This is a genomic window from Pseudomonas sp. FSO-7 (assembly GCF_059579345.1).
Genome location: NZ_CM184193.1, coordinates 3,865,606 through 3,881,256 on the forward strand (window position 1 = coordinate 3,865,606; position 15,651 = coordinate 3,881,256).

The 15,651-nt window shown below is 62.7% G+C and carries 5 protein-coding genes; 1 reads left to right on the plus strand and 4 read right to left on the minus strand.

Features of this window, described 5'->3' with window-relative positions; all coding sequences use genetic code 11:
* Positions 1 to 30: 30 nt before the first annotated feature.
* Positions 31 to 246 (minus strand): MbtH family protein, encoded by a 216-nt coding sequence (locus AC515T_RS16750; protein WP_431081913.1) that lies wholly within the window; start codon positions 244 to 246, stop codon positions 31 to 33.
* 203 nt (positions 247 to 449) lie between these two features.
* Here AC515T_RS16750 and fhuF point away from each other — a divergent pair, with 203 nt between their 5' ends.
* On the plus strand, positions 450 to 1,187 hold the full coding sequence (gene fhuF / locus AC515T_RS16755) for a siderophore-iron reductase FhuF (protein WP_496529233.1): 738 nt from the start codon (positions 450 to 452) through the stop codon (positions 1,185 to 1,187).
* Positions 1,188 to 1,195: 8 nt separating this feature from the next.
* Here the strand turns inward: fhuF and AC515T_RS16760 are convergent, their stop codons facing one another.
* The 3 genes from AC515T_RS16760 to AC515T_RS16770 are packed head-to-tail and all read right to left on the minus strand — an operon-like array spanning position 1,196 to position 15,641.
* Positions 1,196 to 2,839 carry a cyclic peptide export ABC transporter gene (locus AC515T_RS16760; RefSeq protein ID WP_496529234.1) on the minus strand — a complete coding sequence of 548 codons (1,644 nt, stop codon included), beginning with the start codon at positions 2,837 to 2,839 and terminating at the stop codon, positions 1,196 to 1,198.
* Positions 2,836 to 6,621, minus strand: a complete 3,786-nt coding sequence (locus tag AC515T_RS16765; RefSeq protein WP_496529235.1) for a non-ribosomal peptide synthetase — start codon at positions 6,619 to 6,621, stop codon at positions 2,836 to 2,838. Before AC515T_RS16765 ends, AC515T_RS16760 begins: the two co-directional genes overlap by 4 nt.
* Positions 6,621 to 15,641: an amino acid adenylation domain-containing protein gene (locus AC515T_RS16770; RefSeq protein WP_496529236.1), complete on the minus strand. Its 9,021-nt coding sequence runs from the start codon at positions 15,639 to 15,641 to the stop codon at positions 6,621 to 6,623. The genes AC515T_RS16765 and AC515T_RS16770 overlap by 1 nt, the downstream gene beginning before the upstream one ends.
* Positions 15,642 to 15,651 lie beyond the last annotated feature (10 nt).

Consider the following 15,651-nt stretch of genomic DNA (forward strand, 5'->3'; position numbering starts at 1 on the left):
TCCCTGAGGTGAAAACTCTGTCGCGGGCGATCAGCCCTGTCCTTGTACCTGCATGGCCTGGCGCAGGCTCAGCGGGCGCATATCGGTCCAGACCTTTTCGATATAGTCCAGACACTCTTGCTTGCTGCCTTTCATGTCGAGCGTGCGCCAGCCGTCGGGCACGCTTCGATAATCCGGCCAGATCGAGTACTGCTCCTCATCATTGACTACAACCAGAAAGCGCGTATCCGGACTGTCCAAACTCATTGCTTGCTCCTTGACTGACATGGCGGAAAGACGCCTACGATACAATACTAATGGTAGCGATTCTCATTAATTTTTAAAAATTCATACACTGTTCTCAAATTTCCCTATCGACGATGAACAGTCGCAAGACGGCAACGCCCTGTTTATACTTCGACCCCCTCTGAACGATAACCGCTCTCAATTCGCGGTCCACGGATGAGTCGATGATCCCCAGCCTTGCCCCGCTGTTCACCGGTCCGCTTGCCGAGCATGGTGAAAAGCTGCAACTGCGCAGCCATCCCCGTACAGACGTGCCGGGCGACAGATTCTTCCAGCTCGAATATTTCGGTGCATTCGTCGACGACCTGCAGGCACGCTACAAAACCGATGAGCGCCTGGCCCTGGTATCGCTGTGGTCCAAATGGTACTTCAGCACGTTCCTGGCCCCCGTGATGGCCGCCAATCTGCTCCAGCAGTGCGATCTGCCGCTTGCCCTTGCCGATACCGGGGTACAACTGGGCAATGACGCCAGGCCGCAAGCGTTGCACGTGGCCCATGCCGGCCACCCTTTGCCTCCCTGCACGGCCTTCGAGCGATTTCATACCCTGATCGAGGATCATCTGGAGCCCGTCATCGAAACCCTGGCCAAAGTCTCCGGGGCGTCGCCGCGGTTGTTCTGGAGCAATGCCGGCAATACGTTCGAGTTCGTCACCAGCCGTATCGACCTGCACCCGTTGGCCAGTGCACACAGCACCGCGCCGGCCAGAGAAATCCTGAACGCCCGCCTGCGGCCCGACGGCCGGCGCAATCCTTTGTTCGCCCCTGTGCATTACCACGATATCGGCGAGGACGAGCCGCAGCGCCTGAGGCGCATCTGCTGCATTCGCTACCGCCTTCCCGGCGTCGGCTATTGCAGCAGTTGCCCCCTCGATGAGTGCAAACGGCAGGAGCAGCCCGTTTAACGGCAACCCTATTTCGCCAGTTGGAAAGGGTTCTCGGTCGTTCGGTCGTAGTCCACGAGATGGCCATAGTCGAGACGATAGACTCGGTCGGCGACATCGAAATAGCGGTCGTCGTGGGTGATTGCAATCACCGTCTTGCCGGCCGCCTTCAGCTCGGGCAGCAGTTCGTTGTAGAACACATGGCGGAACACCGGGTCCTGATCCGCCGCCCATTCGTCCAGCAGGAACACCTCCCTCCCCTCCATCATCAGCAGCAACAGTGCCAGGCGCTTGCGCTGGCCCTGGGACAGCGCCGTGGTCGACAGGCGTCCAGCCGCGAATTCGACTTTATGAGCCAACCCGAGGCGCTCCAGATAATGATCCACCCGGGCCTCAAGCCCTTCATGATTACCCGCTTCGCCCAGCACATCGGCGAAAAGATAGAAGTCGGCAAAAATGGCGGCGAAGTGCTCACGATGCCACTCGCTGGTGCTGGCATCGAGTACCGCACCGTTCAGCGAGACCTGTCCCGAAGTCGGCACGTAGAGCCCCGTCAGCAGCTTGGCCAGGGTCGACTTGCCACTGCCATTACCCCCGACAATGAAAATCAGCTCGCCGCGACGAATCGTCAGGTCGATCGGCCCCAGCTCGAATGCGAACTCGTCACTCTGCCCGGGATAGCGATAATGCACGTTTGACAGGCGCAACTCGCCGAAGGGTTGCGCCGCTTGCGCAGGGGTCTTGAACTGCACCGTCTCACCCAGCGCCAGGGCGTCGATGGCCTGCAAGGCGACATGGCCGCGAATGACCGCTGGAATGGCATCCAGGATCATCGAGATCGGCGTGCGCAGAAACATGATTGCCAGCACGTAACCCACCACGACCTGTTGGCTGAGCAACCCCAGCCCCTGGCCGAGGAAGAACAACGTACCGATCAGCACGAACACCAACAGTGTCGTCCAGTTCAGGTTCACCGCCCACAGCGTGTCGGCACGTACCGACGCATCCAGCGAGGCCCGCGCGATCGGTTCGAGCTTGTGTTCATAGAGCAGGTGTCGGCGCTCCCGGCTCAGGCCCAACTCGCAACGCCCCTGGATAGCCGCCTCGAACTGCTCGGTCAACTGGTCGTCCTGCTGCCGCACGGCCTGCATCAGGGTCTTGACCTTGCGCCCCAGCAGTACATCAAGACCGACCCCAAGGGCGATCACCCCCAGGGTCAGGAAGAAGAACGGCAGGCTCAGCCAGGCCATGTAAGCGAGCCCCGCCAACAGCAGCAAGCCGTTGTACAAGGAAATCGGCAATTGCTTGAACGCCGTGGCGACGGTGGTCACGTCCTTGGTCAGCGCATTGTAGATACGCGGGCTGCCCAGCCGCTCGATGCGTTCGAGGGCTGTGCCCAACACCTTGCCTACCAGGCGCAGGCGCAATTGGTAAACCAGGCGATGCCCGATCTGCACCAGCAACCATTGCGACGTGACACCACTGATGAACAACAGGATCAGCAGGCCCCCGAACAGCAACAAGCCCCGGCCGATATCATCGAGCCCGTGCTCCAGGCTGCGGTTGATGTATCCGATCAGGCCGATGCTGGTTGCCGCACTCAAGGCGCTACTCAGAATCGCCAGCAGAATGCGCCATCGAGCGTCGTGCAGCAGTTCTTTCAATAACATCATGAGGCAGACACCACCTTGGCAGAGGTTTGCAACAGTAAAGGCAACAGGCTTTCGACCAATCGCGGCGCTCCGAGCATCTCGTGATGCCCCACGTCCAGTGTCCACTGGCGAACAGCCTGGCGGGTATGCGCCTGCCACTGAGCACGCAAATCGGCATGGGCATTGCCGCGCCAGAGCCACAGCGGCACATCAACGGTGGGCAAGGATTGCTCATACAAGCGCTTCTTGATCGAGCGATATTGCGCCAATAGCGTGAGCAAATCAGCATCGGCGGCTTCCCATTGCAGATGCGCACGCACCTGGGCATCGTCGAGCAACCGGGCAACCCCCTCGGCGTAGTCCAGACCTGCCAACAGGCCCGTCAGACGCTCGCGCAGCGACTCACCGATGGGCTGGGCGTGAGTGCGGCAGTAGAAAGCAAAATCCGCAATCAACTGGCCCGCCTCATCGCCTTCCCCGGCCAGGCTGCGCTGCGCATCGTGATCGAGTACCACAAGCCCTTCGACAGCAAAGCCGCTGGCTTGCAGATGGGGCACCAGCATCAATGCCAGCCGCGACGCCAGGCTCCAGCCCAGCAGCACCAGCGGGCGGCGTTTCAGGTGGACGGGGATGCTCGCCACGTATTGTCGCAATAGCGCGTCCATGTCGCCCTCATCCCAGCCCTTTTCCAGGGCGGCCAGGCCAAAGACCGCGACTTTACCACTTAGATTGTCTACCAGCGGCTGATACGCCTGCAGGTGCCCTTGCGCCCCGTGCACCAGCAGCAGGGCCGGCGAATGCTCATCCGCGTCATTCAAGACTTTCCATGGGCCGCCGCTGTCGCCATCGCCCAGGCCATGCACCAGATCGCGCACGGTATGGCGCTCGAACAGCAGATTGGTCGGCAACTCGAGAGACAGACGCTCGCGAATCAGTGACACCACTTTGATCGCCGCCAGCGAGTGCCCGCCAACATTGAAGAAATTGTCGGTCACCCCCAGCTCGTCGACACCCAGCACCTCGCACCAGATGGCCAGAATAGCCGTTTCAAGCTCGCCGACAGGTGCCACGCGGGTGTTCTGCAAACGCTGCCTGGCCCGTTCGAGCAGGTTCTTGCGATCCAGCTTGCCATTGCTGTTCAGGGGCAGCGTCTTGAGCGCAAGGATACCGCTGGGCAGCATGTAGTCCGGTAACTGGCGAGCCAGGGCGGCGCCCAGGTGCTCGGTGGTCTGCAACCGGGCATCGTCTTTGACCACGAAAGCCAGCAAGCGCCCATGGTCGCCTTCGCCGTCCAGCAAGACAGCGGCCTGCAACACGCCCGGCTGGGCCAACAAAGCCTGTTCGACTTCCGCCAACTCCAGGCGAAAGCCGCGGATTTTCACCTGCTGATCATTGCGCCCAAGAATGCGCACGGCACCATCGGCCTGGCGCAACGCGAGATCGCCGGTGCGATACAAGCGGCTACCACTGAGCGGATCGACACCAAAGGCACTGCCACCGACACCGCCCACATAACCGCGCCCGACACTGGCGCCACTGATGCACAACTCCCCGGCCTGGCCTGACGGCACCGCGCGTTGCTGGTCGTCGAGCAAATGGATGCGGTTATCACCCAAGACTTGATTCAAGGCGCAACCACTCACGCCCTGGCTGACATCGATCGCCCGCCATAGCACGCCCACCGTGGTCTCTGTCGGACCGTAATGGTTGTAGAGGCGACAGGCCGGTTTCGCTTGGGCCAGACGGCTCAGAAAATGCTCACTGATCGGCTCTCCGCCCAGTACCAGGACCTGGCGTGGAAGCATGTCGCTGTGAGCGTGTTCGCCCATCAGTGCTTCGAGGTGCGAAGGAACGATTTTGAGCACGTCCAACGGGTAGCGCTGAAGTTCTTCGGCGAACGCCCGGGCATCGGTCACGGTGGACTGCTCCAGCACATGCACGCAACCGCCCTGCAACCAGGCCGGAAACAACACAGTGTTTCCCAGGTCCGCGAGCAGTGAAGACGCCAGGCCATAATGGCCGGCCTCGGGCAACCGGAGGGCGCGGGTCACTTGCGTGACGTAATGGCGCAATTGACCTTGCTCGATTTGCACACCTTTGGGCTTGCCGCTGGTGCCCGAGGTATAGAGCACATAGGCCAGGTCTTGCGCCGTGCCCTGCACCGGCGAATCGAACACCGGCCCCGTGCAGGCCTGCGACCAGCACAGGGTGTCGACCGAGGTATCGGGCAGCAGACCCTCTACGTGCAGCAACAGCGCCGGTCGGGCATCCTCGATAATATCGGCCAGCCGCAGCGGGGGTTGTTGAGGATCAAGGGGCAGATAGGCAGCACCGGCCTTGAAGCAGGCCAGCATCGCGATCAGCATCTGCGCCCCCCGGGGCAAATACAGACCCACCACTTGTTCACGACCGACACCGGCCTGACGCAGGCTGCCGGCCACACGATCGCTCAAGGCATCGAGCTCGGCGTAAGAGAACAGCTGCTCCGCATAGCGCAGCGCCGGCCGATCCGGTTGTGCCCGGGCGTGCTCGCGCAGGGTGGCGACAATATCGAGATCCGGCGCCAGGGCGGGACGCGTCGGCAACGCCAGCAACTCCTCGGGCAAGTGCGGATCGACGCCATTGATGAGGCCGTTGGGTGACTGCAGCAATTGCTCGAGCCAATGGGCGAAGCGCTTGAGCAATATCTGCATCTGCCCTTCACGATACAGACCACAGTCGTAGGCCAGTGTCAGCTCCCCCCTGCCCTGGGCATCGAGCGTCAACTGCACTTGCAATTCGACCGGGGTGTCGAAGGACAGGACTTGCAGACCCTGCAGCAGCGGTGCATGCACGACACGCAGCCCGGTCTGAAAACTGGCACGCCACTCCGGTAGCAACTGAGCCTGACCGACATATTCCTGCCAAGCCACCGCGTTTTCCAGTTGCCGCGCCAATGGTCGGGCCAGGTTGATCCAGGTGCTGTGTTCGGACATCCGCACCACCATCGGCAGCGTCTGCTCGAACACCCCACAGGCTCCCGAGAGCTCTTCATAGTCATCGCGAGGATCGTGCTGCAAACCCAACTGGGCGTGCTGCTGCCCATTCAGCCTGCCCAGCAAGGAGCCCCAGGCGGCCAGGACCAGGGGTTCGACCGCCACGCCTTCGCGCTCGGCCAGCGCCGTCAACGCCGCTGGCAGTGTCTGCGCAAGCGTTAGCCGAACAACGGCATGGTTGCCACTGGCGATGCCATAGCGCTCGATCAGGCGCATGCCCGGCACGTCCTGCAAGGCCAGGTTGCGCCAGAACTGCGTGCCCTGCTCGGCATCCTCGTCCAGTTGCAGGCCATTGATCCATTCGACGTATTCGCCGTACTGCATGGGTTCGCTTTCAAACGACGCGGCACGCCCCAGCAATTGCGCCTGCAACTGGATCAGGCTGCGCTGATCCAGCGAATACACCGGGAGCGCCAACAGCAGACAATCGTCGAGTAACCAGGCCAACACATCGGGTTGTTCGGCAAGGCAATGCGCCTGGGCCTCACACAACCACTGTTGCTCATCCTGCCCGTCACCTGAGCGTCCCTCACGCCAGCTCAGGCGCAATTCGAGGGGCTCGACCACACGCTGGCGTAGTCCCGTGGCGCCGACCGGGCGCTCGTAGCGCAAGCGTAGCGCCTGGTGCTGCTGCAAGCCGTCACGCAATCGCTGTTGGACAGTGGCCTCGGGCACCCCCGACAGTTGCATCCGAACCCAGCGCCAGGCCTGGGGATTGGCCTGGGCCAGTTGTTTTTGTTGAGGTGAAAGCGTTAGTCCAAGGTCCATCATGGTTTCAACTCTGCGTGTGTCTCTTCGGTCTGCGCCGGCGCAGCCATCACCTGATCACGACCATAGATTTCGCCCATGGCCACCACGATTTTACGCTCGCCCTCGAACGGATCCCGGGCGTGGGCCGCCAGCATGTTGTCGAGCATGACCACATCGCCCTGCTGCCAGTCGAAACGCACGGCACAACGGTCGTAGGCCACGTTGATGGCCTCGATGGCACTCGGCTCGAGCTCGGAACCGTCACCGTAGAACACTTGTCTCGGCATCGCCGTTTCACCATCGCGTAGGAACTGCTCGCGCACATCGGCATCGAGAAAGGCCGGGTGATAAAGCTGGATCTGATTGAAGAAACTCTCCTCTCCCGTCAGCGGGTGCAGGATCACCGCAGGGCAAACCTGACGGGTGTGCAGATCGTTGACGCCGCGCCACTCGAAATCGATATTGCTCTCACGGCAGATCCGCTCGACTTGCTCGCGCTCCTCGGTCTGGAAGAAGTGCTGCCAGCTGACGTCCAGGCTGGTGCTGAAGTTGCGCACATACATCAGTTGTTTGCGACGCAGGTTCGCTTGCAGCCAGGCGGGCAGCTCACGGTAGACCTGGCGGCTGTCGACGATCGGGGTCGCGCCACCGGAAGTGGCGGGTATCTGGCAGTAAAACCATTGGCGACGCGGCCAGCGATGCTGATGAGCGCTCTCGTTGTGGAACAGAATCATCCGATCCTTGGGATAGGGCGTGGACTTGTAGATATTCTTGCCGCCCTCTTCCTTCGGCAGGTCACCGTACTGACCATACAGCTGCGGACACAGCGCCTGGCAAAAGGCTTCGAAAGCCGCCGGCGTTGGTAAATCAAAGCCACGCAAGAGAATGCCGCCGTGCTCGCGCAACCAGCTTTCGACCTTCTCACGGTTGGCCTCCGCCCAAACGGCCGGCGCCAGCTCGCGGTCGCGCAGTTGAATCAACAAGGGGAACGTCGAACCTTCGCGCAGCGGCCGGGCTTCAAAGGGCTCGCGGGTAACGGGCGATCCGCTCTGGCGCATCTTGCCCAATTTGCTCATTTTGCGTTGCAACGGATTGTCCGTGGACATTGCAGCAGCTCCCTTTGGAGTCGGAATCAGGGTGTCGATTGGGTTGTCCGGCGCGCCGAGGGCCATGTCCAGCAGCGACTCGAAGGCATCACGCAAGCGTTCGACCGTGGCCGGGCGGAACAGGCTGGTGCGATACACCCAGCGCAGGTTGAACACATCGTCGTCTTCACTGGCGAACAGGGCCATGTCGAACTTGGAATGGTGCTGCTCGCCCGTCAGTGGCTCAACCTGCAAACTGCCGAGTTGGCGTTGCTGGCGCGGCGTGTTGTCGAGGACAAACAACGTCTGCAACAGCGGGTGGACATTCGCCACCCGTGGCAGCTCCAGGCATTCGACGACGCGCTCGAACGGCGTGTCCTGCCAGGCGAATGCTTGCAGGCAAATCTCCCGGACCTGCTGTACTTGCTCACGCAAACTCAGCTCCGGTTGCAGGCGGATACGCAAGGCCAGCAGATTGACGAAAAAACCGATCAGCGATTCAGTGGCCGGATGGTCGCGGTTGGCGACGTCCGTACCGATGACCAGATCGCGGCCTTGCGTTTCGCGCTGCAGCACGGCGGCATAGCACGTCAGCAGCACCATGAACGGCGACGTGGAGCTGTCCTGGGCGAAAGCCTTCAGCCGGCCAACCGTGGCCGCTGACAACTGGAAGTCCAGGGCCGCCCCGGTGCCGCTGTCGCGCTCCGGACGGGGGAAATCGAACGGCAGTGGCACCTGCGCGGGAATGCCGGCCAGGGTCTGCCGCCAGAAGTCCAGGCCTTCGCGCTGACGCCGCTGTACCGCCGCCGAACCTTGCCATACGGCATAGTCGACGTACTGGATCGCCAGCTCGCTCTGTGGCGGCAGCACACCCGCGCTGTAGGCTTCGTAGCCCTGGATCAGTTCATCCACCAGCACCGCGCCGGACCAGCCATCGGAGGCGATATGGTGCATGACCCATTGCAGCACATGTTCCTGTTCGCCGAGGCGGTACAGGACCGCCCGCAGGGGTGCCTCACTGGCGAGGTCGAACGGTCGCAGCGCAATGTCGCGGGCATCGACCGGCCACTGCACGTCGCTCGAAACGGTCACTTGCAACGCCACCGACATTTGTCCGTGAATCCGCTGGTACAACTCGCCGTTACGTTGGTGATACGTCGTACGCAAGATGGCATGGCGATCCACCAGCCGGTGCAATGAACGCTCCAGGGCATGGCGGTCCAGTGGTCCGCGCAAACGTACATTGCTGCTCATGTTGAAGCTGCTGTCGGCCAGGTCCAGCTGCTGCATCAACCAGACGCGTTGCTGCGCCGAGGACAAGGGCTGGTCAAGCTGCCGGTCGACCTGAGGGATCTGCAACGAAGCCAGATCCAGGTGATGGGCAAGCCCCTCGATGCGCTGCGCAAGGTCCGCCAGTACCGGCGTTTCGAACAACCAGCGCAAAGGCACTTCAAAGCCCTGTTCACGCAGGCGCGCACGCACCTGGGCCGCCATCAGCGAATGCCCGCCCAGTTGGAAAAAATGACCGTCGGCGGGGATCTGTTGCAGGTTCAACACCGCTGCCCAAACCTCGGCCAGCGACGCCTCGCTGGCCGTCAGCGCGCGCTGGACGCCTCCCACGGCGCGGTTTTCCACCTGCAAGCGCGGCAGCTGTTTACGATCCACCTTGCCGTTGGTGTTGAGGGGCAGTTGCTCCAGCGCCTGCAAATGCGTTGGCAACATATAGGCCGGCAAACGCCCTTCCAAGTATGTGCGGATGGAGGCTGCGTCGGGTGGATTGCCGGGATTGGCGACCCAGAAGGCGGCCAGATGCTCGTCCTGCACGGCCACGACCGCCTGCAGCAGTTCGGGGTGGCTGAGCAGCACGGCCTCGATCTCTCCCAGTTCGATGCGATAACCGCGCAATTTGATCTGGTCATCGGTGCGGCCCAGGTAATACAACTGCCCATCGGGCTGCCAACGCGCCAGGTCGCCCGTGCGGTACAAACGCCCACCGTCGCGGCTGAACGGATCGGCAATGAAGCGTTCGGCGGTCAAGCCCGGCTGCCCGGCATAACCGCGGGCCAGGCCGTCGCCGGCAATATAAAGCTCGCCCACACAGCCAGGAGGCACTTCGCACAAGTGCTCATCGAGGACGTGGCAGCGAGTGTTGAGCAATGGCCGGCCAATGGGCGCGACGGGCACTTGCAGGGCATCGATCGGCGTCTGGGTGGACCACACCGTGGTTTCTGTCGGGCCGTAGACGTTGACGAGGTGGGCCACGCATTGCCTGAGCTCGGTCGCCATTTCCGCCGCCAGCGCCTCACCACCGGCCAAGGCCACACGCCCGGTCAGCACCTTGCGATCGCCTTGCAGCAACATCGCCCAGGTGGCCGGCGTGGCCTGGATCAGATCCACGGCCTGGTCCTGAATCAATCGCGCCAGCAACAGGGGATCCTGTCGCTCTTCATCATCGGCCAACACCACGGTGCCGCCGCGTACCAGCGGCAGGCACAGCTCCAGGCCGCAAATGTCGAAGGTCACGGTGGTCAGGGCCAGATAACGCTGCACGTTTGCCAGTGGCAGCGCCGCTTCCATGGCCAACAGGAAGTTGGCGAAATTCCCTCGACTGATCTGCACGCCCTTGGGTTGCCCGGTCGACCCGGAGGTGTAGAGCGTGTAAGCCAACTGCTCAAGCGTCGTCGCCAAGGCCGGGGCTTGGGCAGGGAACTGCGCCAATGGCAGGTCCGCCCACAGGCAGCAGCGCAGGTCCCCGGGCACGTCTGCGGACAGCGTATCGCAGAGCAGCAATTGCGGCCGAGCACGGGTGAGAATCTGCGCCTGACGTGCCGGTGGATGAGCCGGGTCGAGCGGCAGGTAGCAAGCGCCGGCCTTCTGGATCCCCAACAGGCACACCAGCAGTCTTTCGTCCCGAGGCAGGCAGAAGGCAATCGTCGACTCCCGCCCTACACCCTGCGCCAGTAGCCATTGGGCCAGGCGATTGGCCTGGGCATCCAGCGCCGCGTAGCTCAAGCGGCGATCAGCGCAGCACACCGCGATACGCTCGGGATGAGCGGCGGCCTGGACTTCAAAGCGCGTGACAAAATCGACCTCGCTTTGCAGGTGCACGGATTTGCCCGCCGTGGCCAGGGTGGCGACTGAGCCCAGGGGGATTTCCAGCAAGCGCTGCTGAAGATCAAGGCTGACCAGGCTGGCGAGCAATCCCTGGTAATCCTCCATCAGTCGTTGGGTGGTACCAGGGCTCAACAGCGCGGTCGCGTATTCGACAATCAAGCCGGTACGCGCATCAGTCCCGCGGCCTTGGGTGAACAGGTTGAACGTCAGGTCGAACTTGGCACTCACCACGCCGTCCGGCAACGCCAGTGTTTCCACGCTGACGCCCGGCAGGTTGAGGCGGCGCGAATCCCGGTGGTCGGCCTGATAGTTGAACATGGCCTGGAACACCGGCGTGCGATCGAGGCTGCGCTCGACATCCAGCAGGTCCAGCAGTTGCTCGAACGGCAGCGCCTGATGGGACAAATCATCGGCCAACCGCCCGTTCAGGGCCTGGATAAAGGATTGCAGGCTTTGCCGGGCATCGATCTGCACCCGGTGCGCCAGTGTGTTGACGAACAAGCCGACCAATGCCTGGCTCTCGGCCGATTCGCGCCCTGCCACTGGCAAGCCAATGGCGAAATCATTGCGCCCGCCATGACGCCAGAGCAGGAGTTGGTAGGCGGCGAAATACAGCACGAAGGGCGTGACACCCAGAGCCCTGGCACGGGCCTCGACTGCGGCGCTCAACGAAACGGGCAAGGCAAGCTCGGTGCGGGCGCCGGCGTATGCCTGCAGCGCCGGCCGCGTGCAGTGGTCGGGCAGTTCCAGCGGTTCGTTGCTCAGACCTTGCAAGCGTTGTTGCCAATAGCCCAGCAACTGGCTGCCCTGCTCCCCTTCCAGATCTCGCCGCTGCGCGTCGATCAACGACAGCAACCCGGTGGTCGCAGGCGTGGCCCGGTCCTGGTAGATCAGCGCAAAGTCCTCGACCAGCAAGCCCATGGACCAGCCGTCCACGGCAATGTGGTGCACATTGAACAACAGCCGATAATCACCCGGTGCCACACAAAATACATCGACGGCCAGCAACGGCCCCTGCACAAGGTCAAATACGCGCTGGGCGGCCCCGGCAATGGCTGCGGTCTGTTGTGATGCATCCAGGTCCTGGAGGTCATGCACGTTGAAGATTGCAGCGCTCGTCTCATCCAGGCGCTGCCAGACTTGCCCTTGCTCTTCGAAAAACCGGCAGCGCAACGCGTCATGGCGCGAGACAAGGGTCTGGCAAGCGCGTTGCAATCGCGGCACGTCCAGATCGCCGCGCAAGGCCAGCAACTGCGTAACGTTGTAAGCCGTTGCAGCCGGATCGAGCTGTTGCATGAACCACACCCGTTGCTGGGCGTGGGACAGTGCACGTGGCGACTCCACGGCTTTGGCTGCAAGCGTTGGTGCGACAGCCTGGGACACTGAGGCCGTCAGCACCCCGGCCAGTTGCCGGGCGCTGGGGTTCTCCAGCAATTGCCGGGGCATCAGGCGCAGTTCGGCCTGGCGCAGACGCGCGATCAATTGCAGGCTGAGAATCGAATCCCCGCCCTCGGCAAAGAAGTCGGCGTCCGGCCCAAGGTCCGGCTGTTCAAGCAACTCACGGAAAGCCGTGAGGACGCTGAGCAACACCGGGTCCAACCGGCCGTCGATGCACAGGGCCATGGCCGCCAGGGTGGGATGTTGCAGAACATCGCGCGGTTGCAACTTGAGTCCTTCACGCGAGGCCAGGCCGATCAATTGCAGGCTGAGAATCGAATCGCCACCGAGGGCGAAAAAATCATCCTCGCGCCCCACGTACGCGCAATCGAGAATCTGACACCACAGTTGCGCCAGGCGCTGTTCCGTGGCGCCGATGGGTGGCCGAGCGGCTGCATCGGCCGACTCGGTCTCGGCCGGTTCAGGCAATGCACGCCGATCCAGCTTGCCATTGGCCGTCAGCGGCAGCGTATCCAGCACCCACCAATGACCGGGCACCATGTGCTCCGGCAACTGGCGCTTGGCCTCGGCTTGCAAGGCCGCCAACGCTTCGGTTGCCAGGGCGGGACTGAGATACGCCACCAGTTGCGTACGCCCTTTCACCTCGCAGGCCAGCACCGCCCCTTCGCGAACCTGAGGCTGAGCAGCGAGCCAGGCACTGACCTCGCCCGGTTCAACGCGGAAACCGCGGATCTTGACCTGATCATCCTGACGCCCCAGAAACACCAGGTGCCCATTGCGATCCAGGCGAACCCGGTCGCCACTGCGATAAAAGCGTTGTCCCTGGGCCGTGGAACCAAATACTTGTGCGGTCAACTCAGGTTGACCGAGGTAGCCCTGGGCAACCTGAGGGCCTGCGATCAGCAGTTCGCCGGCGACACCCAGCGGTACCGACACGTCATTGCCGTCTACGATGCGCAAATGGCAGTCCGCTAACGGCTGGCCCAAGGGCAGATACAGACCCGAATCATGGGAGTCGAGGGCCTGGATTTCTCCACAGATCACGCCGACCGTGGTTTCCGAAGGGCCGTAATGGTTGAAGATGCGCAGTTGCGGTGCCAGTTCACGCACCCGTGCGAACAAGGTGTGATCGAAACCCTCACCGCCCAGGATCAACACCTCCCTGGGCAAGATCCGCCGGGCATCGTCCAGCGCCAACAGCCCGCGCAAATGCGACGGCGCGATCTTCAGGCAATCCACGGGCTGATCGTCGAGAAAGTCAGCCCAGCCGGGCGGATCGAAGGTCAACGAGGCGGGCGGCAGAATCAGCGGATCGCCGGCATTCAGCGCGGCGAACACGCATGTCAGCCCCAGGTCCGCGGCCACGGTCGCCAACGTCGCCCAGCGGCTGCCCGGCTTCGCCTGCAAGCGTTGACTGACCGCGCTCGCGTAATGCGCCAGGTTGCCATGCGTGACCTGGACGCCTTTGGGCTGGCCGGACGAACCCGAGGTATAAATAAGGTAAGCAGGCAAGTGCGGCTGGCTGAGGCTCTCGCCCAGACCGTCCGAGGCCACCGCGAACAAGTCGGCGGCGCTGAGTACCAGGCGTGCCATGTCGGCGTCCGTTTCAGGGGCCTCGGCCAGTGTCACCCATAGGGTCGCGCCACTGTCTTGCAGCAACTGCGCAAGTCGCTGTGGTGGCTGTGCCGGGTCAAGGAACAGACACACCGCACCGCGTTGCCAACAGGCCAGCATCGCCAGCAGTTGTTCCGCGCAACGCGGCATGCACAGCGCAACCACCTGGCCCGGGCCTATACCCTGCCCGGCCAGTCGCGTGGCCAGTGCGCGGGACGCGGCACCGAGCGTGGCATAGTCGATGGTTTGCCCAGCGCTGCATAACGCTGCCGCGTTCGGCGTGTGCGTTGCCCAATGAAGCACCTGCTGATCCAGCGGCAAGGGTATCGCGCCCAACGCGGGGCCATTCAGCTCACTCGGCGGCGAAACCAGTTGCAGTTCAGCCAGACGACGCTGGGGATGGCTCGACGCCTCTTGGAAAATCGCCAGCAAGTCATCCAGCATCTGCTCGACCGTGGCCGCGTCGAACAATTCATCGCTGTATTCCAACTCGCAGCGCAGGCGCGCGTCAGCGCTACGCACCAGGCGCAGCGTGAGGTCGAAGCGTGCATGACGCTGCGGCGGGTCGAGTACTTCAACCGCGACACCGGGCAATGTCAGGGTGCGGCTTTCGGGTAAATCGACTTGGACGAACATCACCTGGAACAGCGGGCTCGAACGCGGACGGTCAAGGCTTTCGAGGACATTTTCGAAAGGCAGCAACTGATGATCGAAGGCTGCCGCGACGGTGTCACGCGTGCGCAGCAGCGCGGTGGCGAAGTCCGGGTTGTCGTGCAAACGCTGACGGATCACCAGGGTATTGAGCAACGGGCCGATCAAGGGCACCAGTTCTGGACGATCACGTTGGGCAGCCGAGGTGCCCAGGCACAGGTCATGCTCGCCACTGTAGCGCGACAGCAGGCAACTGAAGGCCGTCAGGCCGTAGATGTACAGCGTCACCCCATGACTGCGAATCGCGGCCTCCACCGCCGTTGTCAATTGCGGCGAAAGCGCCCGGGCAAGCACCGCGCCGCTATGGCGGCGTTGAGCGGGCGCAGGGCGTGGTCGATCCAGGGGCAACGCCAATGGCGCGGGCGCGTCCGCCAGTTGGCTGCGCCAGAAATCGATGTGCTGCCGGCAGCTTTCGCTGTCCAGCCACTCGCGCTCCCACGCGGCGTAATCGGCGTACTGGATACTCAATTCGGGTTGTCGGGCCGGCTCATTCAATGCCAGCGCCCGGTAAGCCTCGGCCAGTTCAAGGGTCAGTTGCTGGGCCGACCAGGCATCGTAGGCCACATGGTGAATGGTAAAAAACAACCAGGTCGATTGCTCTTGCGCGTCGCTGAAGGCTTGCCAGCGCCAAGGCGCCGCTTGAGCGAGATCGAACGGTTCGGCGAGCTGGCGGGCGTATTCATCGGCGCACCACTGCTCGTATTCAGAAGCCGCCAGGGTCAACGGTTCGACGACGGGCAGCGGCACTTGCTGCGGTTCACAATGGGGCCGCACCTGGCCTTGGGAATCGCTCGTGTAGCGGGTGCGCAGGATCTGATGACGATCAGTCAACTGCTGCATGGCTTGTTGCAAACGTTCGCCATCGAGGCGGCCGTCGAAACGCAGTACCGAGCACAGATTGTAAAGGGCACGACCACTCAGGGCTTCCGCCGACAGAAATCGCCGCTGCGCCTGCGCCAACGGCATGTGCTCACCTTCGCCAAGCACGGCGGGAACGATCGGCAGGCGCCAGCTATCGATGCCCTTCTCGGCCAGGCGCTGGCGAAAGACTTTTTTCTTGTCCGCAGGCAAGGAAGCCAGCCGCTGCGCAATCTCCAGGAAAGCTTGTTGCGTCATCGCACTCATC